This is a genomic window from Pseudoclavibacter sp. Z016 (assembly GCF_002931215.1).
GTDB lineage: Bacteria > Actinomycetota > Actinomycetes > Actinomycetales > Microbacteriaceae > Pseudoclavibacter.
Map to the genome: position 1 here is coordinate 114,573 of NZ_PSTU01000015.1, position 25,477 is coordinate 140,049.

21 protein-coding genes are annotated in these 25,477 nt (G+C 69.4%); 13 read left to right on the forward strand and 8 right to left on the reverse strand.

The genetic code is table 11. The features are described 5' to 3' along the window. Window positions 1-30: 30 nt before the first annotated feature. On the reverse strand, window positions 31-1,206 hold the full coding sequence (locus C5B99_RS13965; protein ID WP_104243104.1) for a CdaR family transcriptional regulator: 1,176 nt from the start codon (window positions 1,204-1,206) through the stop codon (window positions 31-33). Between the two features lie 143 nt (window positions 1,207-1,349). On the opposite strand from C5B99_RS13965, the gene C5B99_RS13970 reads away from it, so the two are divergent. The 3 genes from C5B99_RS13970 to C5B99_RS13980 are packed head-to-tail and all read left to right on the forward strand — an operon-like array spanning window position 1,350 to window position 5,251. Then, window positions 1,350-2,681, forward strand: a complete 1,332-nt coding sequence (locus C5B99_RS13970) for an MFS transporter (protein WP_104243106.1) — start codon at window positions 1,350-1,352, stop codon at window positions 2,679-2,681. A 54-nt stretch (window positions 2,682-2,735) separates the two neighbouring features. Continuing rightward, entirely contained in the window at window positions 2,736-4,442 is a 1,707-nt protein-coding gene (locus C5B99_RS13975) for an amidohydrolase (RefSeq protein WP_104243108.1), read from the forward strand. Then, window positions 4,439-5,251 carry a maleylpyruvate isomerase family mycothiol-dependent enzyme gene (locus C5B99_RS13980; protein WP_104243110.1) on the forward strand — a complete coding sequence of 271 codons (813 nt, stop codon included), beginning with the start codon at window positions 4,439-4,441 and terminating at the stop codon, window positions 5,249-5,251. The genes C5B99_RS13975 and C5B99_RS13980 overlap by 4 nt, the downstream gene beginning before the upstream one ends. 49 nt (window positions 5,252-5,300) lie before the next feature. Here C5B99_RS13980 and C5B99_RS13985 read toward each other — a convergent pair whose 3' ends face one another. Then, window positions 5,301-6,470, reverse strand: a complete 1,170-nt coding sequence (locus tag C5B99_RS13985) for a Cmx/CmrA family chloramphenicol efflux MFS transporter (protein ID WP_104243112.1) — start codon at window positions 6,468-6,470, stop codon at window positions 5,301-5,303. 176 nt (window positions 6,471-6,646) lie between these two features. Beyond that, entirely contained in the window at window positions 6,647-7,450 is an 804-nt protein-coding gene (locus tag C5B99_RS13990) for a triose-phosphate isomerase family protein (protein WP_146082014.1), read from the reverse strand. Between the two features lie 139 nt (window positions 7,451-7,589). Between C5B99_RS13990 and C5B99_RS13995 the strand changes: the two genes are divergently transcribed. The 3 genes from C5B99_RS13995 (at window position 7,590) to C5B99_RS14005 (ending at window position 12,123) form a co-directional block, all read left to right on the forward strand. Continuing rightward, window positions 7,590-9,254, forward strand: a complete 1,665-nt coding sequence (locus C5B99_RS13995; protein WP_104243116.1) for a glycerol-3-phosphate dehydrogenase/oxidase — start codon at window positions 7,590-7,592, stop codon at window positions 9,252-9,254. A gap of 68 nt (window positions 9,255-9,322) precedes the next feature. Beyond that, window positions 9,323-10,861 (forward strand): class I adenylate-forming enzyme family protein, encoded by a 1,539-nt coding sequence (locus tag C5B99_RS14000; protein ID WP_104243118.1) that lies wholly within the window; start codon window positions 9,323-9,325, stop codon window positions 10,859-10,861. Continuing rightward, complete coding sequence (locus tag C5B99_RS14005) at window positions 10,858-12,123, forward strand: beta-ketoacyl synthase (RefSeq protein WP_104243120.1); 1,266 nt, start codon at window positions 10,858-10,860, stop codon at window positions 12,121-12,123. The genes C5B99_RS14000 and C5B99_RS14005 overlap by 4 nt, the downstream gene beginning before the upstream one ends. Here C5B99_RS14005 and C5B99_RS14010 read toward each other — a convergent pair. From C5B99_RS14010 to ptsP, 4 genes are all read right to left on the reverse strand, one after another. Continuing rightward, window positions 12,120-12,929, reverse strand: coding sequence for a MetQ/NlpA family ABC transporter substrate-binding protein (locus C5B99_RS14010; RefSeq protein WP_104243122.1), 810 nt, complete (start codon window positions 12,927-12,929; stop codon window positions 12,120-12,122). The two genes, C5B99_RS14005 and C5B99_RS14010, sit on opposite strands and share 4 nt — an antisense overlap. A 57-nt stretch (window positions 12,930-12,986) precedes the next feature. Beyond that, window positions 12,987-13,667 (reverse strand): methionine ABC transporter permease, encoded by a 681-nt coding sequence (locus C5B99_RS14015; protein WP_104243123.1) that lies wholly within the window; start codon window positions 13,665-13,667, stop codon window positions 12,987-12,989. Beyond that, window positions 13,667-14,407: a methionine ABC transporter ATP-binding protein gene (locus C5B99_RS14020; RefSeq protein WP_104243125.1), complete on the reverse strand. Its 741-nt coding sequence runs from the start codon at window positions 14,405-14,407 to the stop codon at window positions 13,667-13,669. The genes C5B99_RS14015 and C5B99_RS14020 overlap by 1 nt, the downstream gene beginning before the upstream one ends. 162 nt (window positions 14,408-14,569) lie before the next feature. After that, window positions 14,570-16,261 (reverse strand): phosphoenolpyruvate--protein phosphotransferase, encoded by a 1,692-nt coding sequence (gene ptsP / locus C5B99_RS14025; protein WP_104243127.1) that lies wholly within the window; start codon window positions 16,259-16,261, stop codon window positions 14,570-14,572. 154 nt (window positions 16,262-16,415) lie between these two features. On the opposite strand from ptsP, the gene C5B99_RS14030 reads away from it, so the two are divergent. From C5B99_RS14030 to C5B99_RS14060, 7 genes are all read left to right on the forward strand, one after another. After that, on the forward strand, window positions 16,416-17,504 hold the full coding sequence (locus C5B99_RS14030) for a YihY/virulence factor BrkB family protein (protein WP_104243129.1): 1,089 nt from the start codon (window positions 16,416-16,418) through the stop codon (window positions 17,502-17,504). Between the two features lie 88 nt (window positions 17,505-17,592). Then, window positions 17,593-18,441 (forward strand): exodeoxyribonuclease III, encoded by an 849-nt coding sequence (locus C5B99_RS14035; protein WP_104243131.1) that lies wholly within the window; start codon window positions 17,593-17,595, stop codon window positions 18,439-18,441. A gap of 82 nt (window positions 18,442-18,523) precedes the next feature. Further along, window positions 18,524-19,531 carry a tryptophan--tRNA ligase gene (trpS, locus tag C5B99_RS14040; RefSeq protein WP_181059507.1) on the forward strand — a complete coding sequence of 336 codons (1,008 nt, stop codon included), beginning with the start codon at window positions 18,524-18,526 and terminating at the stop codon, window positions 19,529-19,531. A 91-nt stretch (window positions 19,532-19,622) separates the two neighbouring features. After that, window positions 19,623-20,360: a polyprenol monophosphomannose synthase gene (locus tag C5B99_RS14045; protein WP_104243135.1), complete on the forward strand. Its 738-nt coding sequence runs from the start codon at window positions 19,623-19,625 to the stop codon at window positions 20,358-20,360. A 14-nt stretch (window positions 20,361-20,374) separates the two neighbouring features. Next, window positions 20,375-21,010 carry a GTP cyclohydrolase II gene (ribA, locus tag C5B99_RS14050; RefSeq protein WP_104243138.1) on the forward strand — a complete coding sequence of 212 codons (636 nt, stop codon included), beginning with the start codon at window positions 20,375-20,377 and terminating at the stop codon, window positions 21,008-21,010. Between the two features lie 239 nt (window positions 21,011-21,249). After that, window positions 21,250-22,659: an MFS transporter gene (locus tag C5B99_RS14055; protein WP_104243140.1), complete on the forward strand. Its 1,410-nt coding sequence runs from the start codon at window positions 21,250-21,252 to the stop codon at window positions 22,657-22,659. Between the two features lie 190 nt (window positions 22,660-22,849). Further along, complete coding sequence (locus tag C5B99_RS14060) at window positions 22,850-24,871, forward strand: ABC transporter ATP-binding protein (RefSeq protein ID WP_258063372.1); 2,022 nt, start codon at window positions 22,850-22,852, stop codon at window positions 24,869-24,871. A 33-nt stretch (window positions 24,872-24,904) separates the two neighbouring features. Here the strand turns inward: C5B99_RS14060 and C5B99_RS14065 are convergent, their stop codons facing one another. Further along, window positions 24,905-25,471 carry an isochorismatase family protein gene (locus C5B99_RS14065; protein WP_104243144.1) on the reverse strand — a complete coding sequence of 189 codons (567 nt, stop codon included), beginning with the start codon at window positions 25,469-25,471 and terminating at the stop codon, window positions 24,905-24,907. Window positions 25,472-25,477 lie beyond the last annotated feature (6 nt).

Genomic DNA, 25,477 nt, shown 5'->3' on the forward strand with positions numbered 1-25,477 from the left:
GGATCCGGACAAGGTCTCTCGCACGAAGTCCTAGCTCCAGGCCACGACGAGTCGTGCGGCATCGCCGGGCAGCATCGGGTCCAGGCCCGTGACCTCGGCGAACCGCCGCAGGCGATTGCCGAGCGTGTTCCGGTGGCAGAAGAGCTCTGCCGCCGACGCGCTGATGTTCCCGGTCCGCAGATAGCTCACGACCGCTTCCCGTAGACGAGTCTGCTCAGAGGGGCCGCAGCGAGCGAGCGCCGCATCGACATCCGCCAGGAGCGGCACCCCCGCATCGACGACTGCGCGCTTCGCGAAACGCGCCCACCCCCGCTCCCACGTCAGAGCATCGACCTCGTCTGGGCCGAGCAGACGAGCGAGAGACAGAGCGACTTGAGCAGTCTGACCGAGCTCGGGGAGCCCGCGACGAGCCTCCACCAGGCCAACCCGCTGCTCCCGCAGGCGTTGGAGCTGGGCGGCGGATGCAGCAGTCCGGTCACCCCACGGACTCCGTGGCGCGAAGGCGATGATCCCGTCGGCGACCGTATGCGTGAAGAATCGCGTGCCGACCCGATCGAAGTCCGCGAGCAGCAGACGCAGCGCCTCCGTGTCCGACCCCACGGCGGCGCACACGAGCAGAGGCGCCGAGACCTGCACACCGAGATGCGCGGCGACAGCCTGGAGCCGATCGTTCGCCGGAGCCCCTTCGAAGAGACTTGCGATGTGGCCTTGCAGCACCGCCGACGCCTCGCCCTGCATGCGTTCACGCTCGGCGACGTACGCGCGCTGCGCCCGGTGGGCGTACTCGTCGACGGTTCGGATGACGACGGCCGTGTGCCGCACGATGAGGCCCGCGTCCGAGGGGGACGCGGTCCGAGTCACGGCCTCCCAGAGCACCTGGAAATCGGCGTGGATGGCCGACATCAGGGAACTGAGCGGAACGTCCGCACGGGCGCGTGAGACACCGACACGATTGGCCACCTCGACCACGTCCGGCAGGCCACCCTCTCTGAGCCCGTCGATCATCGCATCGAACGCCTGGGTCGCCGTCCTGCGAATCTCGGATCGCGGCACCAATGACGAGGCGTAGCCGGGAATGGTGAAGATCAGGTCCATGAACGCTTCGACAAGCTGCGGCACCTCGATCAGGTCGATGATCGCGAGCCAGCGCTCGCGGTCCTCCGTTCGGGGATGTCGGGAGATCCCCGAAGGGGAGGGTGAGGTCATGACCTCCACATTATGTGCAGATGCACTGATTTAGGGAGCAAGATGGGAGCCGATGCCCCCGAAATGATGACGAACCTCCTGGGAGGCTTCCTGTGGGCCCCCGCATACGGCGGTTGCCGGCCAGATCCTCACTGGAGATCATCATGAGCCACCACGCACCGACAGCAACGATCGAGTACAGCGCAGTACAAGAGCTGAGCTCAAGAGACGCCAACAAGGTCGCCATCGGCGCACTTGTCGGCACCGCACTCGAGTACTACGACTTCTTCCTCTTCAGCGCAGCCGCAGCGCTCGTCTTCAACGTGCAGTACTTCACCAACGAGAACGCGAGCGCAGCAGCGCTCGCCTCGTTCGCCACGTTCGGTGTGGGCGTCGCCGCCCGCCCGCTCGGCGGCATCATCTTCGGGGCGATGGGCGACCGGATCGGGAGACGCAAGACGCTGATGATCACCATCATCGGCATCGGCCTCATCACCGGGCTCATCGGCATCCTGCCCACCTACGCGGCGATCGGCATCGCAGCCCCGATCCTGCTCGTGCTCCTCCGCGTCGTCCAGGGGCTCTTCGTGGGAGGTGAATGGTCGGGAGCGCTCACGCTCGTCGTCGAGAACGCTCCCCTGCACCTGCGGGCGCGCTACGCGGTCATCCCCCTCATCGGCTCTCCGATCGGAACGATCCTGTCGTCAGGCGGGTTCTTCCTCATCACGTTCTTCTTCACGCAGGAGAACTTCGACTCGTGGGCCTGGCGGATCCCGTTCCTGCTCTCCCTTCCGCTGCTGCTCATCGCCATCTACATCCGCAGCCGACTCGAAGAATCACCGGTCTTCCGCCAGCTCGAGGCGGCCGGCGAGACAGCGCCGACGCCGGTCCGGACGACGTTCAAGCACAGCTGGCGCCAGATCCTCGTCGGACTGGGTGCCTCGCTCCTCGGCATGGGCGGCTTCTACCTGGTCACCACCTTCTGCGTCTGGTACGGCGTCAACGTGCTCGGCTATGAACCGTGGCTGATGCTTCTCGGGACGATCGCCGCCGCCACGGCGGAGATCTTCGTGATCGTCTGGGCCGGGAGGCTCGGGGCGCGGTTCGGCTCCAGCCGCGTCATCTTCTGGGGCGGAATCGCGTCCGCGATCGTGGCGATTCCCGCCTTCATGCTGCTCACCTCAGGTATCCCGACCCTGGTCATCCTCGCGATGGTGCTGGCCGTGTCGACCCTGTCGTTCCCCTACGCCGGCACGGGAGCCGTCTTGACCGGACTCTTCCCCGCGAGAACCCGGTACACGGGCGTGGCGGTGGCGAACAACACGGCCGCCATGGTGGCCGGCTTCGTCCCGCTCATCGTCACGGGACTGGTCGCGACGGCCAATGACTCCTGGTGGCCCGCCGCCCTCATGCTGGCACTCATCTCGATCATCACTGCCGTCTGCGGTGCCATCGCGCCGCGCTTCAGCGTCAGCCTTCCGGGGTTCAAGCACTAGCACCTCGTCGCGCGGATCAGGGCGAGCAACGAGCAACAGGGAAGAGAGAGCACCATGCACATCGACGTGAAGATCCGGGCCCACGAGATCCTCACCATGGACCGGGCGCGACCGAAGGCGAGCTGCGTCGGAATCCTCAACGGACGCATCGTCGGGTTCGACCAGGACCTCACCGGCATCAGTGCTCGCGAGGAGATCGACTTCGGCGACGCCTGCATCACCCCGGGATTCATCGACGCGCACTGCCACACAGCATGGTGGGGGCTCAGCCTCGGGGCGGTCGACGCCGGCGACAGCCCCACCTACGCATCCCTGTACGGCGCGATAGAGGCAGCTGTCGCTGCGGTCGACGACGAGCCTGGCGCCTGGATCCACGTGACGGGCTTCAATCAGGCTCGCTATGACGGCAGATACCCCAGCCTCGAGCGGCTCGACGAGATCACCGGTGATCACCCGCTCTCCATGCGCCACACGTCTGGACACGCCTCCATCGTCAACACCGAGACGCTTCGAAGGATCGGCGTCTTCCGGGACGGCTTCGAACCGCCAGCAGGCGGAGCTGTCCTCCTGGACGAGAGCGGTGCACCGACCGGTGTGCTCGAAGAGGCAGCGCAAGGCCTTGTCCAGGCACTGCTCATGCCCTATTCGCAGGATGTGCTCGTGGACGCGATCGAAGCTGCAACCGCCAGGTACGCCGCCGAGGGCATCACCAGCTTCTCCGAGGCCGGCGTCGGCGGCGGCTGGATCGGGCACAGCCCTGTCGAGGTGGCCGCCTACCAGGCCGCGGCCGAGCGAGGCTCATTGCACGCTCGCGCTCAGCTCATGCCGGCCGCAGACGCCCTCCGTCCGCTCCGCGCGCACCCAGCCGACTTCCACGGCCATGGCGAGGGGAGGGGCCTCGATCTGGGCGTGCGCTTCGGCTTCGGGACCGACGAGGTGCGGTTCGGGCACGTCAAGGTGTTCCTGGACGGGTCACTGCTCGGCGCGACGGCAGCCGTGACCGAGGACTTCTGCGGGCACGACCACAATCGCGGGTACCTGCTCGATGAGCCTGCGCACTACCGAGAGCAGGCGCTCGCCATCTACCGCTCGGGCTGGCCGCTTGCGCTGCACGCCATCGGCGACGCCGCCATCGACCTCGCTCTGGACCTGATCGAGGAAGCGCACTCGCTCTACGGCCCCCTCCCGGCGCCGTGCAGGATCGAGCATTTCGGGATCGCCCGACCAGACCAGGTCACACGCGCCGGGCGCCTGCGAATCGCCGTGACCCCTCAAGCAGGGTTCATCGGGCCCCTCGGCGACCAGATCCTCAAGCGGGTCGGGGCAGGACGCCGCGACTGGCTCTACCGTGGGCGGTCGATCATCGATGCCGGGGGGATCCTCACCGGCTCGTCGGATCTGCCAGTGGCAGACAACAATCTCAGGAGAGGCATGCAGTCAGCCGTGGACCGCCTCACCGCGGGCGGCGAGATCCTCGGGACGCGCGAGGGAATCACGCCGGAAGAAGCACTGCGGACGCACACGGAGTGGGCCGCGGAGGCAACGGGGCAGCTGCGAGACAAGGGCACCCTCGAGGTCGGCAAGCTCGCCGACATGACCGTGCTCGCGTCCTCGCCGATCTCGGCGACGGATATCTCGGCGATCGAGGTCGTCGCGACAGTACTGGGCGGAGAGCTCAGCTACGACTCGCGGAGCTCCGCCGTTGGCGGCCCGGCCCCGATTCCCACGACGATCAGAGACAAGAGAGCAGGAGCAAGATGAACGTGTCCGATGCGACCGCCCAGAGCACACCCCCGACCGGGGGAAGGCAAGCTCCCGGCACCCCTGGCGCGACAGCGGAGGGTCTGCGAGAAGTCCTCCATGCGCAAGCACGCTTCGACGAAGCCCTCTCTCACCTGGACGCCGGGGAGCTGCGGGACGCCTCGCTCCTCCCCGGTTGGACGCGCGCCCATGTCATCGCGCACGTGGCCTACAACGCACGCGCGCTGGCTCGCCTCGTGGACTGGGCGGCGACTGGGTCTCGGAACCCCATGTACGAATCCCGAGCGGCACGCGATGCAGAGATCGAGGCCGGGGCTCAGCTGACCGCCGCGCAACTGGCACGACTCTCGGCCGCGGAGGCGCGGAGCTTCGAGGCCGCCTGGTCCGCGCTCCCCGAGGACCGCTGGGATTACCAGGTCCGGGACGGACGGGGGTCGCCACTCGCGGTGAGGGACACGCTGGAGCTGAGAACCCGCGAGCTGTGGATGCACCTCATCGACCTCGACGCCGGAGTCACCCCGAGCGACGTCCCCGCCGTCCTCCAGCGACGCATCCTGCAGGAGGTCCTGGACACCTGGGCTCGTCACGATCACTTCGTCAGCGCCGTGGCGACGGATGACCGGAGCGCGTTCCACCCGTGGGCCTCGGCCGAATGCGGGCCAGGGGTCCGAGACACGGACCTGCGGGTCTCCGGCACGCTCTCCGACCTGCTCGCATGGGCAACTGGTCGGTCGCTGTCGGGAGTTGCGGCCGCAGACTTCCAGGGCCGGCCACTCGACACCGCGCCGCCCGCCAAACCCTGGATCTAGGCGCCTTCTCGGAGCACCAGGCGACCGAGGCGGACGCCGTCACGGCGGCTTACGCCGTGCTCGCCCGCGGCCTCCAGGCTCGCGAGAGGATCATGACGAGGAGCGCGACGGCGGTGAGCGCTGAGGCGACCCAGACTGGCGCGAGCGCCCCCACCCCCAGTGCGAGCCCGAGCGCACCGAGTACCGGTCCGGCGGCCGCCCCGATGTTGAGGGCAGCGGTCGCGTAGGAGCCGGCCATCGTGGGCGCTGCGGAGGCTTCGTACAGGACTCGGGCGATGAGCGTGCTGCCGACTCCGAACGAGAGCACCCCGAGCACGAGGACCAGGGCGAGGAGCAACGCAGGGTGGGTGGCGCCGCAGGCCATCGCGATCCATCCGGCCAGCAGCAGGGGGCCGCCGACGGCGAGGGCAAGGCCGGGGCGCTGATCGGACATCCGACCCGCGATCGTGACGCCGAGGAACGAGCCGACGCCGAACAGCACCAGCGCGACGGGAACCCACCCTTCGTCGAGCCCCGCAGTGTCGGTCACCACGGGTGCCAGGAACGTGAACGCCGCGAAGGTGCCGCCGTTGATGAGCGCGCCGAGCCCCATCGCTCGCAGGAGCCTCGGTGACGCCAGCTGAGCGAGCTCGGCGCGCAGACTCGGCGCGACGCCGCTCGCCTCGTCCCGAGCGTTCCTCTGCGGGATGCCCCGGACGATCCCGATGAGTGCGGGGACACAGAGGATCGCGATCCCCCAGAACGTCGCGCGCCACCCCAGCGCGGTGCCGAGCAGAGCGCCCGCGGGCACGCCAGCGACGGTGGCGATCGTCGTGCCGGACAGCAGGATCGACAGCGCACGCCCCTTCCGGTCCGGCGGAACGAGTGTCGTGGCGACGCCGAGGGCTACCGCGAGGAACCCCGCGTTCGCGAGCGCACCGAGCACCCGCGTGACGATCAGAGGCGGGAACGACGTCGCCACCGCGCCGACGACGTGGCATCCCGCGAACACGCAGAGACAGACGATGAGCGTCAGACGCGGTGGCCAGCGTCGCGCGAACGCCGCCATAGCGGGCGCGCCGACGACCATGCCGATCGCGAAGGCCGAGGTCAGGAGACCCGCGGTGCCGACGGAGACGTCGAGGTCGGCGGCTATCGCGGGAAGGAGACCCGCGAGCATGAATTCGGATGTGCCCATGACGAAGACGGCCAGGGCGAGCAGATACAGGGCAGCAGGCATCGAGGACTCCGAGGTGAGCGATCAAGAGAGGGAACTCCTGTCACCACGGCCAGCTGCCCGGGAGAGCGGACTCACACCCGCAGCGTGCGGGGCGGTACGACTAGTGGTTCGCGGGGCTGGCGGTGTGACCGGCAGCCCCTGACCTGTCTGACTCGGGACTCGACATGACCAGCACCCTACCCGCGATCGATGCGCGGCGCATCGATCACCAGCTGGTCCTGCACCGCTCGCACCTCGCGGACGGTTTCCATGAAGCCTGCCGCCCGGAGGCCGAAGCGTCCGAGGAAGACACCATCGGGGTGCCCCGCGCCGAGCTCTTCCGCGGCGTCCCAGATGGCGGCGAAGGTCCCTGGCCCGGCACTGCCGCCGTAGAGGATGCGCACGTCCCCCGAGCGAGCGGCGAGCTGCCCGCGGATATGCGCGATGGTGGCCGCCACGTAGTCGCCGGGGGCCGGCTCGGGCTGCCCGATCGCCCAGCTCGGCTCGTAGGCGACGACGATCGGCCGGTCGCCGGGAACATCCGCGAACGCCTCCGTCAGCTGCCGGTCGATGATCGACCTGGCCGCCTCACCCCGTTCCGGCTCCCCGGCGATCAGGATGGGGACCACTCCCGCGTCGGATGCGGCACGGCACTTCTCTCGCACGTCGGCGAGGGTCTCGCCGAGGAGCTTCGCGCGCTCGGGGTGCCCGACCATGACCAGCGTCGCACCGACCTCCGACAGCACCTCGGCCGCCGTCTCGCCGGTGAAGGCCCCGAGACCGAAGGGCGAGACATCCTGTGCCCCGACCTGCGCTCCGATCTCGTCGAGCGCGTTGCCTGCGATCGAGATGACCGGGTCGGGCGCGCAGAGGAAGATGCCGTCGCCGCTGCGGGGACTCCCCCTCAGCTCGCCCACGACCTCGGCGACCCAGGCTCGCGTGTCGGCGAGGGTCGCGTAGGACTTCGAGCTGTGACCGATCATCATGGCTGGCAGCGTCATCGCTGTTCCTCCGTAGTCGTGGCGTTCAGGGTCGTCGAGCACACTCTCAGCAGCGCACTCGCCGCAAGTCTAATCCTGTGCGAACATGTACGTACAACTTCGTTTCGCGGCCTGGCCGCACGACCGGGTCAGGAGCACCATGGCAACGACGCCGAGCACTTCCCTCCACCGCGGACTCCCGCGTGCGAGCCCACGCGAACTCGCGAGCCGCACCTTCGACGTCATCGTCGTCGGCGCCGGCATCAACGGCGCCGCCGTCGCCCGCGAAGCCGCCATGCGCGGCCTGAGCATCGCCCTCCTCGAACGCAGCGACTTCGGCGAGGGCACGTCCGCCTGGAACTCCCGCCTCATCCACGGCGGCCTCCGCTACCTGGAGCACGGGGAGATCCCCCTCGTCTACGAGTCGCTCCACGACCGCGAGGCCCTCCTCCACATCGCGCCGCACCTCATCGAGCCCATGCCCTTCATCGTGCCGCTCTACAAGCACAATCACCTCCCCGGCTGGATGTTCCGGATCGGGATGATCCTCTACGACGTGCTCTCCCTCCAGAAATCGCTGCCGTCGCATCGGCACCTCGGCGTGAAGGAGCTCGCCACCGAGTTCCCCGGCCTCCGCCGCAGAGGCCTCGGCGGCGGACTCCACTATTACGATGCGCAGATCGCGTACCCGGAGCGACTCGTGCTCGAGACGATCCTGAGCGCAAGCGACGCTGGCGCGCGCGTCGCGAACTACACGAGCGTGGACAGCCTCGTCCGCGACGGCACCGCCGTGACCGGAGTGGAGGCCACCGACCTGACGAGCGGCGAGCGCTTCACGGTGCGCGGCCAGACCGTCGTCAACGCGGCAGGCCCCTGGCTCGACGAGCTCTCCCTGCCCGCGGGAGTGAAGCGGCAGATCGGCGGCACCACCGGCACGCACCTCGTCGTCGACGAGTTCCCGGGCGCCCCGACCGCCACCATCTACTACGAGGCGTTCACCGACAACCGCGCGATCCTCGTCATCCCCTGGAACGGCAAGTACCTCATCGGCACGACCGACGACCGCTTCGACGGCGACCCGGGCAAGGCGCGCGGCACCGCGACGGAGGTCGAGTACATCCTCAAGGAGACGAACCTCGTCATCCCACAGGCGAAGCTCACCAAGGCCGACGTGCTCTACAGCTACACCGGAGTCCGCCCCCTGCCCTTCGTCGACGCCGCCAAGACCGGTGCCATCTCGCGCAGCCACATCATCACCGCCCACGACGATCGCCTGGGCCTCGTGAGCATCGTCGGCGGCAAGCTCACCCCGCACCTCAGCCTCGCGAAGGAGACGGTCGACCTCATCGCCGACAAGCTCCTCGGACGGAAGCTGCCCGCCTCGGGCGCGGCCAAGGCCGCCCTGCCCGGCGCATCCTGGAGCAAGTGGCCGAGCACGTCCCTGCGGCGCGCGAACCTCAGACGCGAGCTGCCGTGGGACGAGGCGATCTCCGACCGCCTCGTGCGCGTCTACGGCGCCCGCGCCCTCGAGATCGCCGCCCTCGCCGCGGAGAGGACGCAGCTCGCGGCGGTCATCGGCGAAGGCCCCTCCGCCATCGTCGCCGCCGAGATCGTGTTCGCCATCGAGCAGGAGAGCGCCGTGCACCTCAGCGACATCCTGCATCGACGCACGATGGTCGGCCTCGAGGCCAACCTCGCCGTCTCCGTCGCCGAGGAGTCGGCGGCCGTGGCAGCGGATGCGGCCGGTTGGTCGGCAGAGCGCGTCACCCAGGAGCTCGCCGACCACGCCGCGTACATCACTCGCTTCCGCGGCGGGCTCGACTAGCCACCCGATCGACGTGCCCTGGCTGGCTCCCCACGCAGCCGGCCAGGGGCACGTCCTAGACTCGACTGGTGCCACTCACCCGCACGCTCATCGACACCGCCGGCCGCAGGCCCGATCGCATCGCGCTCGCCGGCGACGGCGAGCGGCTCACCTACCGTCAGCTCTCCCGCTCGTGCGCAGCGGTGCGCGCGGGGGTGGAGACCCTCCTCGGCTCGTCCGAACCCGTCGCGCTCGGCGCCTCGTCGGCTGAGACACGAGGCGTGCCGATCGTGGCCGTCTCGCTGTCGCGCGCGATCGACGCGGCGCGGCTCCTCACCGGCGCCATCAGCTTCCGGGCCGTCGCCGCTGTCCTCGACCCGCTGTGGCCGCTCGAGCACCGCCTCGAGATCCTGCAGCGCGTCGAACCGGCACTCGTCATCACCGACGATGCCGACTTCGAAGCGCACCTCAGGGCCTCCTCCTTCGCCGGAACCGTCGCCTCCCTCGCCACGTTCGACTCGGTGGCGGCGGATGCCCTCGCTCAGCGAGGCGACTCGGCGCCTGGCCCCGAGGTCCGACCCCGCGACGAGCCGTTCCTTCTGCTGTTCACCTCGGGCACGACCGACCTCCCCAAGGGCTTCCTGCGAACTCGGGGCAGCTGGGACCACAATGTGGACATCAGCCGCAGGTACCTCGGCGTCGAGGACGGCCGCTCGACGATCGCACCAGGCCCGCTCTCCTACAGCCTCACGCTCTACGCGCTCGTCGAGGTCCTCGCGACCGGCGGCTCCCTCTTCCTGCAGAGCCGCTTCGACGCGCAGGCCACCGCGCGGACCATCTCGACCGACCGCGTCGAGCGCCTCGTCGGCGTGCCCGCGATGCTGCTCGCGATCCTGCAGGCCGCACGTCGCGCCGAGCAGCCGCTCGACTCCCTGCTCGAGGTCATCACTGGCGGTGCGAACCAGCCGGAGCACATCCGCCGCAGCTTCGAGGAGACGCTCCCGACGGCGCACCTGCGCAGCTATTACGGCGCCTCCGAGATCGGCTTCATCGGGTACAGCGACGCGGGCGACGGCACGAGCCTCACGCCCTTCGGCGGCGTCGAGGTGAGCGTGCGCGACGAATCTGGTGCGGAGGTGCCCACCGGCGAGACGGGCACGCTCAACATCAGGGTCGGCTCAGCCGTCGAGCGCTACCTCGCCGCGACGAGCGCAGAGCGCATCACGGATGCCGACGGCTGGGCCAGCGTCGGCGACCTCGCCTCGTTCGCGGGCGGGCGCATCCAGCTGCTCGGCCGTGCAGGTGACGTCGCGGTCTCCGGCGGCCACAAGGTGTCCCTGCCCCAGGTCGAACGCGCGCTCGCATCCCTGCCCGGCTGCGAGCAGTGCTGTGCCGTCGCCCTCCCAGACGCCACGCTCGGCTCGATCGTGGCGGTCGTCGTCGAGGGCGAGGCGGAGTCGCTGCCCGCCAAGGCGCGGATGCTCGCGCACCTGCGTGCGCACCTGGCGCCGCAGTTCGTCCCCCACCGCCTCTACCGTGCCCGCGTCCTGCCGAGGACCGCCGGCGGGAAGATCCGCCGCGCCGCCGTGCTCGAGCTCGTCGACTCGGGCGACGCGGACCGGCTATGAACCGCGCCGTCGTCACCGCCGTGGGAGCCGTCACGCCGAACGGGCTCGACGTGGCGAGCACCTGGTCGTCGCTGATCTCCGGCAAGAGCGGCATCGGCCTCATCGCCGGCGTCGACGCCTCCGACCTCGCCGTGCGCGTCGCCGGAGAGGTGCGCGGCTTCGACGCCGCCTCCCACCTCCCCAAGCGGGACATCGCGAGACTCGACCGGCACGCGCACTACGCCGTCGCGGCGGCGGACGAGGCGATGCGCGCCACGGGCATCGCCACTGGCGCCCTGCCGTTCGATGCCAGCCGATTCGCCGTCACCATCGCAACCGGCTCGGGACCCGTCTCGCTCACCCAGGATGCCGCGCGCGTCCTGGATGCCTCAGGCCCTCGCCGGGTGCCGCCTGGCGTCGTCGTGTACGGCGGCCCTGACGCGGCAGCCGCGTACCTCAGCGAACGCTACGGCGCGCGCGGGGCGAGTGCAGGGCTCTCGGCGACGTGCGCCAGCGGCACCGTCGCGCTCGGCGAGGCGATGCGCACCATCAGACACGGCTACGCCGACGCGGTGCTCGTGGTCGCGGCCGACGACTGCCTCAACCGCGTCAACCTGGCCGTGAACGCCACGCTCGGCGCCCTCGCGCTCGGCCACGAGGATGCGCCCGAGACCGCCAGCAGGCCCTTCGACCGCGGACGCCACGGCTTCGTCATGTCGGCCGGAGCGGCCGCCCTCCTCGTCGAGTCAGAGACCAGCGCACTTGCGCGGGGCGCGGAGATCCTGGGCGAGATCGCGGGATACGGTGCGACGTCGGACGCCTACCATCCGACGGCGCCGAGGCCGGACGGGAGCGGCGCGATCGCCGCCATGCGCTCCGCCCTCGACGACGCGAAGCTCAGCACCGGCCAGCTCGACCACGTCAACGCGCACGGCACGAGCACGCCGCTGAACGACGCCATGGAGACCGCCGCCCTGCGCGAGCTGCTCGGCGCCCGCCTCGGCGAGGTGCCCGTCACCGCGAACAAGTCCGCGACCGGGCATCTGCTGGGCGCCGCGGGCGCGCTCGAGGCCGTCATCTCGCTGCTCACCATGCGCGATTCCCTGATTCCACCGACCCTCAACCTCGACGACCCCGAGTTCCCAGAGCTGGACGTCGTGGCGCGCGAGGCCCGCCCCGCGCGCATCCGAACCGTGCTCTCGAACTCCTTCGGCTTCGGCGGGCACAACGCCTCGATCCTGCTGCGCGAGTTCGTGGCGCCCGCCCGCTCGCGGGATATCTAGAACGCCGGCGGCACGTCAAGCGACTCGAGCGTCTCCCGCACGTGGTCGCTCGTGAACGCCTTCTCGAGCGCCGCGATCTCGGGCGTTCCGAGCTTGTCCTCGCGCGTGACGAGCGTCACGGCGAACTGAGGGTCCTGTTCGACGGCGAGACCGTTGTCGACCGGCGTCAGCCCCAGCTGGCGCGCGAACGAGGGCAGGTTGAAGACGGCATCCGCCTCTTCGTACGCCGTGTTGAGCTGCAGCAGGTCGACCTGCGTGATCGTCAGCTCGCGCGGGTTCTCCGTGATGTCGGCGACCTTCGCGGTGAACCGCTCGACGCTCGGGTCGAGCGTGATGATGCTCTGGTCGGCGAGCAGCTGCAGGGCACGTGCCGCGTTCGCGCTGTCGTTCGGGATGACCACGCTGCCGCCTTGCGGCAGCTCGTCAAGCGAGCTGAGGGTCTTCGAGTAGAACGCCACGACCGTCGAGTAGATCGGCTTCACCCCGGCGAGCGAGGCGTCGTTCTTCGTGTTGAACTCCTCCATGAAGGGCACGAACTGCACGAAGTTCGCATCGATCTCGCCGTTCTCGACGAGCACGTTCGGCTGCACGTAGTCCGAGACGGGCACCAGCTCGATCTCGTAGCCCTTCTCGATGACCTCGGCCGCCGCCTCGACGACATCCGTCATGGGCGTGACCGTCGCGGCGACCTTGATCGTGACGACGTCGCCACCCGCTTCCCCGGCGGACGGAGAGCACCCTGCGGTCAGGAGGGCGAGGGAGCCGACAGCCAGTGCGGCGCCGATCGAGCGGAGGCGGAATCTCATGGCGGTTGGTTCCTTTTCGGGTCGTACAGGAGGCGGATGGGCGTCGTCCGACGGGAGTCAGCGGCGGTCGAGGGCGACCGAGAGCCGGTGGCCCCCGGTCTGGAGGAGCTGCACGCAGACGATGACGATGACGATGGTCGTGTACATGAGCGGGTAGTCGTACTCCTGGTACCCGTAGCGCAGGGCGAAGTCGCCGAGCCCTCCGCCCCCGACGACACCGAGCACCGTCGAGTACGAGAGCAGGCTGATGGCGGCCGAGGTGAGCGCGTAGACGAGCCCGCTGCGCGCCTCCACGAACAGGAAGCGGGTGATGATCTGCCCGGTATCGGCGCCCATGGACCTGGCGGCGTGGATCACACCGGAGGGCACCTCCAGCAGGATCTGCTCGACGAGGCGCGCGTAGATCGCGACGCCCACGAAGCACAGCGGGAACGTCGCCGCCTGCGTGCCGAACGTCGTGCCGAACACGAGGCGCGTGAGCGGGATGAGGAACACCACGAACAGCAGGAAGGGGAACGACCGGACGACGGTGACGTAGAGGTTGGCGATCCGCCACAGACCACGATGCTCGCGCACCCCACCCGGCCGCGTCAGGTAGATGAGGACGCCGAGCGGTAGCCCGAGCACAACCGCCGCCGCGAGCGAGAACACGAGCATGTACCCGGTCTCGGCGAGGGCCTGGCCGATCGCGTCGGCGTTGCCGGTCAGGGAGGAGACGATGCTGTCGATGAGCTCCATCACGACTCGAGCATCCGCTTCGCGTGCTCGGCGTAGGAGCCGCGGTCGTCGCGCGCGCTGTGCTCGACCGAGACGATGCCCTGCAGGCGGCCCCGGTCGAGGATCGCGGCCCGGTCGCAGATGGCCTTGACTGCGGCGAGCTCGTGGGTGACGAGCGCGATGGTCGTGCCGAAATCCTCGCGCGTCGAGGCGAGCAGCCGCAGGATGTCGCTGGTCGTCCGCTCGTCGAGCGCCGAGGTCGGCTCGTCGCAGAGCAGCAGCGGCGGCCGCGTCACGAGCGCGCGTGCGATGGCGACGCGCTGCTTCTGCCCGCCCGAGAGCTGAGCCGGGTAGTCGCCGCCGCGATCGCCGAGACCCACGTAGTCGAGCAGCTCGTCGACGAACGCCGGATCCTTGCGCCGCTGGAGCCGCAGCGGGAGCTCGACGTTCTGCCGCGCCGTCCGGTTCGCGAGCAGGTTGAAGCTCTGGAAGACCATCCCGATTCGGCGGCGAAGGCCACGACGCTCGCGCTCGCGCATCGCAGACGGGTCGGCGCCCTCGATGAGCACCGTCCCCTCGCTCGGCGTCTCGTCGGCATCGAGGAGCCGCAGCAGCGTCGACTTCCCGGCGCCGGACTCCCCCACGATGCCGAGGATCTCGCCCCGTCGGATCTGCAGGTCGATGCCGTCGAGCGCTGGCGCACCCGCCCCGTATCGCACCGTGACGCGTTCGAGAGCGGCCACGGGGCCGGGATCAGGCATGCACGCTCCGTCGTTATTAGATTGTGTACAACTATAGCGCCGAGCCGTCGGATGCGGAACCCCGCGCACGCAGAAGCGGGGCGCATCCGGAAGAATCCGGATGCGCCCCGCTCGACACCTGCGACGCCCGCCGGTGAGCCGGCAGCGCTTGCAGAGTGAGGCCTACGCCTCGACGACCGGCACGGCCGTCGTGATGACACCACGCGTCGCGAGTGCGTCGACGACGCGCCCCTTCGCACCCTCGGCCGACTTCGCGAAGATCGCGAGGTGCGCGATCTCCTTCGCCTGCTCGAGAGTGACGCGCTTGAGCGCGGCGCGGACCTCGACGAACGCGGGAGGAGCCATGGAGAGCGAGCGAACGCCGAGACCCACGAGCACGATCGCCAGGTTCGGGTCGGCCGCGGCCTCGCCGCACACACCCACGTTCTTCTGGTGGTGCTCGCCCGCCTCGCCGATGCGCTCGATGAGGCGCAGCACGGCAGGGTGCCACGGGTCCTGGAACGCCGCGACGCTGCCGAGGAGACGGTCGGCCGCGAGCGTGTACTGCGTGAGGTCGTTGGTGCCCACGGAGACGAAGTCGCTCGTCTCCAGGATCTGCTCGGCCAGGAGCGCAGCCGAGGGAACCTCGATCATGCTGCCAGCCGTCATGAGGCCGTACTCGCGAGCCAGCGCCGTGAAGTGCTCGCTCTCGTGCGCGTCGGAGACCATGGGAGCCATGACCCAGACCTTCGCCTCGGTCGCGGCCTGCGCGTTGGCAAGCGCCTGGAGCTGGTCGCGGAGGATCTGCTCCTTCTTCATGAGGACGCGGATGCCGCGAAGGCCAAGTGCCGGGTTGGGCTCGTCGGCCTCGGTGAGGAACGCGAGGGGCTTGTCGGCACCGGCGTCGAGCACGCGCACGACGACCTTCTTGCCGGGGAAGTGGGCGAGCGCCGCCGTGTAGTCGGCGGTCTGCTTCTCCACCGACGGGGCCGTGTCGCTGTCGAGGAAGAGGAACTCGGTGCGGAACAGGCCGACACCCTCGGCGCCAAGCGCTGCCGCGCGCTCCGCATCCACGGGCTTGCCGATGTTCGCGAGGATCTGCACGGGCGTGCCGTCGGCGAGCTCGCCAGGCTCGACCGGAGCGGCCTTCATCGCCGCGACGCGGTCGATCTCGGCCTGGGCCTCCGCGATGCGCTCGGCGGACGGCTCGGTGATGACCTGGCCCTTGGCCGCGTCCACGACGATGGTCTCGCCGTCGCGGAGGCTGTCGGCCTCCTTGACCGCGACGACCGCGGGGAGGCCCTTCTCGGCCGCCAGGATGCCGGTGTGCGCCTTCGGGCTGCCGTCACGGGTGACCAGCGCGAGCACCTTCGACAGGTCGAGCTTGGCTGTGTCGGCGGGCGCGAGGTCGTGCGCGACCAGGATGAACGGGGTGTCGCTCGACGGCACCTCGGGTGCAGGAACGCCGCGGAGCAGGGCGATGACGCGCTGCGAGACGTCACCCAGGTCGGTGGCGCGCTCTGCCAGGTAGCCGCCGAGGCTCTTGAGCATCTCGGCGAACGAGGAGAAGGACTCGAAGACGGCACGCTCGGCGGTCTTGCCACCCTCGGTGGCCGCCTTGATGCTGTCGGCGAGCGACGGGTCGGCAGCCATCATGGCCTGCGACTCCAGCACGTTCTTCGCCGCGCCGTCGACGGTCGCTGCTCGAGCGGTCAGCGCCTCGCCGGTCTCACGGAGTGCGGCGATCGCACGCTCGTACTCGGTCGCGGCGTCGCCGGTGGCGCGCTCGTCGGCCGGTTCGGGGAGCGGATCAGGCATGCGCAGGACTTCACCGAAAGCGACGCCGGTCCCGACGCCAAACCCCGTGTATTTCATAGCAACTCCTTCGTGCTGGTAACTCAGACAGCGTATCGGCACAGCAACGTAGGCTTCGACCGTGACCGAGCAAGACTCAACCAAGAGTTCGCGCAGTTCCACTTTCGCGCCGCCGTTTCCGAAGTTCCCCCCGGAGGCGCCGTTCGGCGAGCGCATGCAAGCACTGGTCGCCTGGGCCCAAGCTACCCGCCCCGCCCGAGTCTTCGCCCATTTCGGGGCGAGAAGTGCTTCGGTGCTGGCCGGCGGCATGGCCTACTCCGCTATCTTCTCCATCTTCGCGGGCATCTGGCTACTCTTTTCTGTCGCCGGCATCTTCCTTGCGACGAACACCGAGCTCCGCGACGGGCTCATCGGAGTGCTCAACTCATCCCTGCCCGGGCTCATCGGCGAGCAGGGTGCGATCGACCCGAGCCTCCTCGAGAGCACGGGAGCCTTCGGCTGGGCGAGTGCCATCGCCCTCATCGGTACCCTCGGCACCGCGCTCGGCTGGCTCGGACAGGCGCGCACGGGCATCCGGACGATCTTCGACGTCCCCGTCGCGACCAAGCGGAGCTTCGTCGTCCAGAAGCTCATCGACCTCGGCTTCCTCCTCGCGTTCGCCGTGGCCCTTGCGATCTCGACCGCGCTCACGGTGCTCTCCTCGACCTTCCTCTCGTCGCTGCTCGAGACGGTCGGCATCGACGAGTCGAGCGGGTTCGCGCTCGTCGTCATCCGGATCGTGACGATCCTCATCCTCCTCGCGTTCGACACCGTCGTCCTAGCCGGCATCCTGCGCATCCTCGCGGGCCTGCGCATCCCCACGCGCTCGCTGTTCTTCGCCGCCTTCCTCGGGGCGATCATCATCGGCATCCTGAAGCAGGTCTCGACGGCCCTCATCGGCGGCGCCACGAGCAATCCGCTCGTCGCGTCCTTCGCCGTGCTCCTCGGCCTCATGATCTTCCTCAACCTGCTCTGCACCGTGCTCCTGCTCACCGCGGCGTGGGTCAAGGTGACGATGGATGACATCGGTGCCTCCCCGAGGCTCCTCACCGCCAAGGAGGCCCGCGAGGAATCGTCCGACACGATCCTCCGTGCCGAGCGCGAGAAGATCGCGACCCAGGTGATCGAGTCTCGGGAGCGACTCAACGCGGCACCTCGGTTCTTCCGGTGGAAGGCCATGGCCGAGTACCGGGCTCTCCTGCGTGAGCAGCGCAGGATCGAAGCCGAGGCGCAGCGACGCCGCTTCCAAGGCGGACGCGTCTAGACGACGCGCCCCAGTTGAGGGGCGCCAGGGGACAGGCGACCGGCGACGCCGAGTGCCCGTGTCGGTGGTCCCGTCTAGACTCGAGCGCATGCCAAGAACCATTCGCATCGCGTCAGTGAACGTCAACGGAGTCCGTGCCGCCTACAAGAAGGGCATGGGCGAGTGGCTCGCCGAACGCGAGGTCGACATCCTGGCACTGCAGGAGGTTCGCGCCCCCACGGAAGAGCTGCACAAGCTCATCGACACGTCCGATTGGGACCTGCACGACCACCTGGCGACCGCGAAGGGTCGCGCCGGCGTCGCCATCGCCTCCCGAATCCCGATCAGCGCCGTCCGCACCGAGCTCGGCCCGGACGACTTCGACTCGGCGGGCCGCTGGCTCGAAGCCGACTTCGACATCGACGGCACCCCGCTCACGGTCGTGAGCTGCTACGTCAACTCCGGCGAGGCAGACACCCCGAAGCAGGACGAGAAGTGGAAGTTCCTCGACGCCATGAGCGCGAGGCTCCCCGAGCTGCAGGCCCACAGCGCCCACTCGCTGATCGTCGGCGACCTCAACGTCGGCCACACGAAGCTCGACATCAAGAACTGGAAGGGCAACGTGAAGCGGGCCGGCTTCCTCCCCCGCGAGCGCGCCTACTTCGACCGCATCTTCGGCGAGCACGGCGCGAGCGTCGAAGGCGCAGACGGCAGCACCGGCAACGGGCTCGGCTACGTCGACGTGGGCCGCGCGCTCACCGGCGAGGTCGAAGGCCCATACACGTGGTGGTCGCAGCGAGGCCAGGCGTTCGACAACGACACCGGATGGCGCATCGACTACCAGGTCGCGACCCCCGAGCTCGCCAAGCGCGCCGTCTCCTACGCCGTCGACCGCGCCGCCAGCTACGACACCCGCTGGTCGGACCACGCGCCCGTCGTCGTCGACTACACGTTCTGACCTCCGGGGTCGTCGCCCCGCATCCGCCCGCACCGGCCCACCCCACTCGCACGACCAACCGCACGACCTCGAGGATCTCCTGATGACCAAGCCAGTGCTCTTCTCCGGCATGCAGCCCTCCGCCGACTCGCTCCACCTCGGCAACTTCATCGGCGCGCTCAGCAACTGGGTGCCCATGCAGGAGGACTTCACGGCCATCTACTGCGTCGTCGACCAGCACGCCATCACCGTGCCCTTCGAACCGAGCTCGCTGCGCGAGCGCACCCGGGTGACGGCTGCGCAGTACATCGCGGCGGGCATCGACCCCGAGAAGTCGATCCTCTTCGTGCAGTCGGCGGTGCCCGCGCACGCGCAGCTGCAGTGGGTGCTGTCCACCATCACGGGCTTCGGCGAGGCCAGCCGCATGACGCAGTTCAAGGACAAGTCGCAGCGGTACGGCGCAGACACGACGACCGTCGGCCTCTTCACCTACCCCGTGCTCATGGCCGCAGACATCCTGCTCTACCAGGCCGCGTCCGTGCCCGTCGGCGAAGACCAGCGCCAGCACATCGAGCTCACCCGCAACCTCGCCGAGCGGTTCAACTCGCGCTTCGGCGACACCTTCGTCGTGCCGGAACCGCACATCATGAAGGAGACCGCGAAGGTCTACGACCTGCAGAACCCAACCGCCAAGATGTCGAAATCGGCGGAGTCGGACGCTGGCCTCCTCCGCCTGCTCGACGACGAGAAGGTCACGCGCAAGAAGATCATGCGCGCGGTGACCGACGCCGACGGCGAGATCCGCTTCGACCGCGAGACCAAGCCAGGAGTGTCGAACCTCCTCACCATCGCCTCCGTCCTCTCAGGGTCGTCGATCGACGAGATCACGGCGCAGTATGCGGGCGGCGGCTACGGCGACCTCAAGAAGGGCCTCGCCGAGCTCGTCGAGTCGACGTTCGCTCCCATCCGCGAACGCACCAACGAGCTCCTGGCCGACCCCGCCGAGCTCGACCGCATCCTGGAGCGCGGCGCAGAGCGGGCAAGCGAACTCGCCCTCACGACGCTCGACGAGGTCTACGCCCGCGTCGGCTTCCCCAAGCCGAGACGCTGACCTCGCCAGTTCCCTGAGAGGCGAGCTGGGCACTTCCCACACCCCAGCTGATCGCACCATTTCTGCCGAATCTCCGCGCTAGGATGACGCAATGCCCGAAACGCTCGTCATCATCCCCACCTACAACGAACGCGAAAACGTCCGCTCCATCGTGGACCGTGTTCTCGGGGCGGACTCGCGTATCCACGTGCTGGTCGTCGACGACAACAGCCCAGACGGCACCGGCGACATGGCCGACGAGATGGCCGCGGCCGACGAGCGCGTCACCGTGCTGCACCGCGCCGGCAAGCTCGGTCTCGGCACCGCCTACCTCGAGGGCTTCGCGCTCGCAGCCGAGCGCGGCTACACCTACGTCTTCGAGTTCGACGCCGACGGCTCGCACCCGCCCGAGCGACTGCCGGAGATGATCGACGCGCTCGATGCTGGCGCAGGCCTTGTCATCGGAACCCGCTGGATGCCCGGCGGGCGCACCGAGAACTGGCCCCTCCAGCGCCAGATCCTCTCCCGCGGCGCGTCCATCTACGCCCGCGTGCTGCTGCAGAGCAAGATCCGCGACATCACCGCCGGCTACCGCGGCTACCGCGTCGACCTCCTCCAGGGCTTCGACCTCGGCCGCATCAAGAGCGCCGGCTACTGCTTCCAGATCGAGATGGCCTGGCTCTTCGAACGCTCCGGCATTCGCGTGAGCGAAGTGCCCATCACGTTCGTCGAACGCCAGGAAGGCGCATCCAAGATGTCGAGCGACATCATCGTCGAGGCCGTCTGGCGCGTGTTCGCCTGGGGCCTCGGCTACCGACTCGGCGCGCTCTCGCGCCTGACCGGTCGTTGAGCGAAGGCGATTCCATGAGCGACGCACCCACCTCCTCCGTCACCTTCGAGGCCGAGACCTCGATCCCCACGCGCCACGGGGTCCTGCGCTTCCGCGCGTACACCGACGACGCCGACGGGCAGCTGCACCTCGCGATCATCTCCGGTGAGCCCGAGAACGGCGCCATCGTGCGCGTTCACTCCGAGTGCCTCACGGGTGAGGCCTTCGGCTCGCTGAAGTGCGAGTGCGGGCCGCAGCTCGACGCCTCCCTCGAGGCGATCGGTCGCGACGGCGGCATCGTGCTGTACCTCCGCGGCCACGAGGGCCGCGGCATCGGACTCCTCAACAAGCTCCGCGCCTACGCCCTGCAGGAACAGGGGCTCGACACGGTGGATGCGAACCTCGCGCTTGGCCTCCCCGCCGACAGCCGTGCCTACACGGCAGCCGCCCGGATGCTCGACGACCTCCAGATCTCCCGCATCCGCCTGCTCACGAACAACCCGGCCAAGGCCGAGGCCCTCGAAGCGCACGGCATCACGGTCGAGGAGCGCGTGCCCCTCGAGGTGGGGCGTGAAGACGCGAACCTCGCCTACCTGACCACCAAGGTCCAGCGCATGGGTCACATCATGAGCGAGCTTCCCCAGCTGCCGAACGACGACGCCGCCAGCTGAGCACAGCCGGAACCGCATACCTCATGCGGCCCACGATTGGGTAGTGGGCCAGCGAAAGCGACGAATGACGTGTAACCTCGTCTCGGCCGGAAGCCACAAGCATCCGACCGAGCACGCGTCAATCCACCTCGCATCCGCACGGTCCGACGCGTTCCACCCACCGCTGCTCTGAGCTCAAGCACCGCGCAACCCGCACCGAAACCGCGACTCACCAGCGAGCCAGCTGTCTCAGGAGCAACGTGTCATCCCCCAGCAAGACCAAGACCGGAGCGTCCGTCGAGGAGTTCGAGGTCAAGAACTCCCGCGGCAAGGTCCTCACCGCGAGCCTCGTCGGAACCTCGATCGAGTTCTACGACTTCTACATCTACGCGACCGCCGCGAGCCTCGTCTTCCCGGCCCTCTTCTTCCCGAACGACAACGAGACGACGGCACTCCTCGCCTCGTTCGCCGTCTTCGGCGTCGCCTTCATCGCTCGCCCCATCGGGTCGATCCTCTTCGGCCACTTCGGCGACCGCATCGGCCGCAAGGGCACCCTCGTCGCGACGCTCCTCACGATGGGTATCGCCACCTTCGCGATCGGGCTCCTCCCGACGGCGCTCACGCCCGGCTGGGAGATCCTCGCGCCGACGCTGCTCGTCATCATGCGCTTCTGCCAGGGCCTCGGCCTCGGCGGCGAGTGGAGCGGCGCGGCCCTCCTCGCCACGGAGAACGCCCCGGCGAACAAGCGCGCCATCTACGGCACCTTCCCGCAGCTCGGCGCCCCCATCGGCTTCATCCTCGGCAACCTGCTCTTCGTGCTGCTCTCCCACTTCATGAGCGACGAGACGTTCTTCGCCTGGGGCTGGCGAGTGCCGTTCCTCCTCAGCGCCATCCTCGTCATCGTCGGCCTCTGGGTGCGCATCAGCCTCCTCGAGACGCCCGCGTTCGAGAAGGTCGTCGCCGCAGGCGAGGTCTCCAAGGTTCCGCTGTTCGCAGCGTTCAAGACCAGCTGGCGCCAGATCATCCTGGGCACGTTCATCATGCTCGCCACCTACGTGCTCTTCTACATGATGACCGCGTTCACGCTGTCCTTCGGCACGAAGGCCACGACCGAGCAGGCTGCCGCGAAGGCGGAAGCCGCCGGTGAGGCGTTCGACCGGTCCGCCTGGGTTCCAGGTCTCGGGTACATGCGCGAGCAGTTCCTCATCATGCTCATCGTCTCCGTCGTCTTCTTCGGCATCTTCACGCTCGTCTCCGGCCCGCTCGCCGAGAAGTACGGCCGCCGCAAGATGCTGCTCTGGACCACCGGCGCGATCTTCATCTTCGGCTTCGCCATGACGCCGCTGCTCGCTGGCGGATTCATCGGCACGCAGGGGATGCTCGTCATCGGCATGACGCTCATGGGCCTCACCTTCGGCCCCATGAGCGCCGTCCTCCCGGAGCTCTTCCCCGCCAACGTGCGCTACACCGGAAGCGCCATCGCCTACAACCTCTCGAGCGTCTTCGGCGCCGGCTTCGCGCCGACCGTCTTCATCGCGCTCTGGGCGTTCGGCGACGGCAGCCCGTTCTGGGTCGGCGTGTACCTCGCCGGCGCCGCGGTCCTCACCTTCGTGGCGCTGCTGATCTCCAAGGAGACCCGCGACATCGCATACGTGACCAACACGAAGTAGTCGCCGCGCCTCATCGACGGGGGCCGTGCATCCACTGCGGATGCACGGCCCCTTGTCGTCTGCCTGCCCAGCGGGCCGGGAGGGGCGGATGCCCCAGGTCGGGGCGGGTACCCTTGGCGGGTGCGCGCACACGACTGCGCGCCATCGGCGTGCGCGCATCTCGGCGCGCTGCGGGCGAAAGGCCAGGAGTTTGGGCGACAAGCCAGTGGATGCAGGAGCAGTTGGCAGCGGGGAGACGGCGCAGAAGAAGCGCAGGGGATTCCCCGGGCGACCGGCTCGTGAGGCGTCGGGCGCACCGAGGGCGACCTTCAAGCAGCTCCTCCCGCACCTCCTCGTCAACAAGCCGCTGCTGGCGGGCATCATCGCCATCAGCGTGCTCAGCTCGGCGTTGAGCCTCGCCCAGCCGCTGCTCGTGAACGTGCTCATCGACCAGGTCGAGGTCGGCACCATCGCCGCCTGGGTCGTGTGGGTGCTCGTGGGCGCCGTGGTCATCGGCGCTATCGCCAACGGGGTCCAGCACTTCCTCCTGCAGCGCACGGGCGAGTCGATCGTGCTCAACACGCGACGCCGCCTCGTCGCGAAGCTCCTGCGGCTGCCGGTCGCCGAGTTCGACGCCCGTAGGACGGGCGACCTCGTCTCCCGCGTGGGCAGCGACACCACCATGCTCCGGGCCGTGCTCACGCAGGGACTCGTCGAAGCCATCGGCGGCGCCCTCACCTTCATCGGTGCCGTCGTCGCGATGATCGTGCTCGATGGCGTCCTGTTCCTCATCACCTTCGCCGTCGTCGTCGTGGCCCTGCTGCTTGTCGTGGGCATGTCGATGCGCATCCGCGAGGCCAGCGCCGCGGCCCAGCAGAAGGTGGGCGACCTCACCGCCTCCGTCGAACGCGCCATCTCCTCGGTCAGGACCGTGCGGGCGTTCGGCGCGACCGAACGCGAGGAGCGCCTCGTCGACACCGACGCGGTCGGCGCCTACCAGCGTGGCCTCGACGTGGCCCGCATCTCCGCGTTCATCGTGCCCGTCGCGGGCTTCGCCATGCAGGGCGCGCTCATCGCGGTGCTCGGCGTCGGCGGCCTGCGCGTGGCGGCAGGCGAGCTGAGCATCGCGAACCTCATCGCCTTCATCATGTTCCTGTTCATGATGATCATGCCGCTCGGCCTCTTCTTCGGCGCCCTCACCGCGGTGAACACCGCCCTCGGCGCGCTCGGGCGCATCGAGGAGATCATCGCGATCCCCGAAGAGGGGGCAGGCGACCGCGACGAGGCGGCGCTGGTCGTCCTCGAGGGTCCGGCCAACGAGCGCGGGGCACCGGACGCGCCCGCCGTGGAGTTCGAGGACGTCACCTTCCACTACCCGGAGGACGTCGTGCGCGCGCGGGCAGCTCGCGAGCGGGCAGCCGCGCGGCTCGAGACGATCCGCCGAGAGTCGTCGCGCGGCGGCATGGCAGCGGCCATGACGGGGGCCGCGTCCGACCCCGACGCTCGACTCTTCGCGGAGGACGGGGCTCAGGCGCGCGTCGAGGCGCCGCTGGTGCTCGACGGCGTCAGCTTCGCGCTGCGCCGCGGCGAGCGCCTCGCCCTCGTCGGCCCCTCCGGCTCGGGCAAGTCGACGGCCCTTGCCCTGCTCGAGCGCTTCTACGACCCCACGGGTGGCAGTATCCGCCTCGGCGGCGTGGACCTCCGCTCCATCGACCGGCAGCAGCTGCGCGCACAGCTCGGCTACGTGCAGCAGGACGCGCCCGTGCTCGCCGGAAGCCTGCGCGAGAACCTCCTCCTCGGCCGACCGGACGCCGACGACGTCGCCTGCGAGGAGGTACTCCGCGAGGTGAACCTCGGGGACGTCCTCGACCGCAGCGACGACCGGCTCGACACCCAGGTCGGCGAGTCCGGCGTCATGCTCTCCGGCGGCGAGCGCCAGCGCCTCGCGATCGCCCGCGCCCTGCTCTCGGCCCCGCCCATCCTGCTGCTCGACGAGTCGACGTCAGCCCTCGACGGTGCCAACGAGCGGCTCATGCGCGACGCCCTGGACAAGGTCTCGGAGGGTCGAAGCGTCATCGTCATCGCCCACCGCCTGTCGACGGTCGTGGACAGCGACGAGATCGTGGTCCTCGAGCACGGTCAGGTGCTCGGCCGCGGCAAGCACCTCGAGCTCGTCGACACGGTCCCCCTCTACCGGGAGCTCGCACAGCACCAGCTGCTCCTCCCCAGCTGAGCCGGCCAGCTGGCCCGCGCGCGGGCAGGAGCGCTACTCGACGGTGACGCCGGCGGCACGCAGCTCGTCGAGAGCCGCCGCGCGGGACGCTGCGGCCACGGCTGAGGTGAGGCCGTCGACGACACGCACCGTGAACCCCTCCCGGTGGGCGTCGAGCGCGGATGCCCGCACGCAGTGGTCGGTCGCGATGCCCACGACGTCGAGGTGGTCGACGCCGCGAGCGCGCAGCGCCTCGGCGAGCGGCTCGCCCTCGGCGGTGGCACCGTCGAAAGCCGAGTAGGACGGCGAGCCCTGCCCCTTGAAGATGTGGAGATCGACGAGCTTCGTGTCGAGCGCGGGGTGGTAGTCGGCGCCCGGCGTGCCGGCCACGCAGTGCTCCGGCCAGCTGTCGACGAAGTCGGGCTGCGGGTGGAAGTGCCCACCGTTGTCGCTGTCGGCGTCGTGCCAGTCGCGCGAGGCGACGACGACCGCGTAGTCCTCGCCGTGCTCCGCGAGGTGCTCGGTGATGCCAGCGGCCACGGCGGCACCACCGGCTGTCTCGAGGGCCCCACCCTCGGTGAAGTCGTTCTGGACGTCGACGATCAGCAGTGCGCGGCTCATGCCCCC

Bases quoted from the DNA above. Each gene is read 5' to 3' on its own strand.
- C5B99_RS13965 (WP_104243104.1), bottom strand. From the start codon at position 1,206: ATGACCTCACCCTCCCCTTCGGGGATCTCCCGACATCCCCGAACGGAG.
- C5B99_RS13970 (WP_104243106.1), top strand. From the start codon at position 1,350: ATGAGCCACCACGCACCGACAGCAACGATCGAGTACAGCGCAGTACAA.
- C5B99_RS13975 (WP_104243108.1), top strand. From the start codon at position 2,736: ATGCACATCGACGTGAAGATCCGGGCCCACGAGATCCTCACCATGGAC.
- C5B99_RS13980 (WP_104243110.1), top strand. From the start codon at position 4,439: ATGAACGTGTCCGATGCGACCGCCCAGAGCACACCCCCGACCGGGGGA.
- C5B99_RS13985 (WP_104243112.1), bottom strand. From the start codon at position 6,470: ATGCCTGCTGCCCTGTATCTGCTCGCCCTGGCCGTCTTCGTCATGGGC.
- C5B99_RS13990 (WP_146082014.1), bottom strand. From the start codon at position 7,450: ATGACGCTGCCAGCCATGATGATCGGTCACAGCTCGAAGTCCTACGCG.
- C5B99_RS13995 (WP_104243116.1), top strand. From the start codon at position 7,590: ATGGCAACGACGCCGAGCACTTCCCTCCACCGCGGACTCCCGCGTGCG.
- C5B99_RS14005 (WP_104243120.1), top strand. From the start codon at position 10,858: ATGAACCGCGCCGTCGTCACCGCCGTGGGAGCCGTCACGCCGAACGGG.
- C5B99_RS14010 (WP_104243122.1), bottom strand. From the start codon at position 12,929: ATGAGATTCCGCCTCCGCTCGATCGGCGCCGCACTGGCTGTCGGCTCC.
- C5B99_RS14015 (WP_104243123.1), bottom strand. From the start codon at position 13,667: ATGGAGCTCATCGACAGCATCGTCTCCTCCCTGACCGGCAACGCCGAC.
- C5B99_RS14020 (WP_104243125.1), bottom strand. From the start codon at position 14,407: ATGCCTGATCCCGGCCCCGTGGCCGCTCTCGAACGCGTCACGGTGCGA.
- ptsP (WP_104243127.1), bottom strand. From the start codon at position 16,261: ATGAAATACACGGGGTTTGGCGTCGGGACCGGCGTCGCTTTCGGTGAA.
- C5B99_RS14030 (WP_104243129.1), top strand. From the start codon at position 16,416: ATGCAAGCACTGGTCGCCTGGGCCCAAGCTACCCGCCCCGCCCGAGTC.
- C5B99_RS14035 (WP_104243131.1), top strand. From the start codon at position 17,593: ATGCCAAGAACCATTCGCATCGCGTCAGTGAACGTCAACGGAGTCCGT.
- trpS (WP_181059507.1), top strand. From the start codon at position 18,524: ATGACCAAGCCAGTGCTCTTCTCCGGCATGCAGCCCTCCGCCGACTCG.
- C5B99_RS14045 (WP_104243135.1), top strand. From the start codon at position 19,623: ATGCCCGAAACGCTCGTCATCATCCCCACCTACAACGAACGCGAAAAC.
- ribA (WP_104243138.1), top strand. From the start codon at position 20,375: ATGAGCGACGCACCCACCTCCTCCGTCACCTTCGAGGCCGAGACCTCG.
- C5B99_RS14065 (WP_104243144.1), bottom strand. From the start codon at position 25,471: ATGAGCCGCGCACTGCTGATCGTCGACGTCCAGAACGACTTCACCGAG.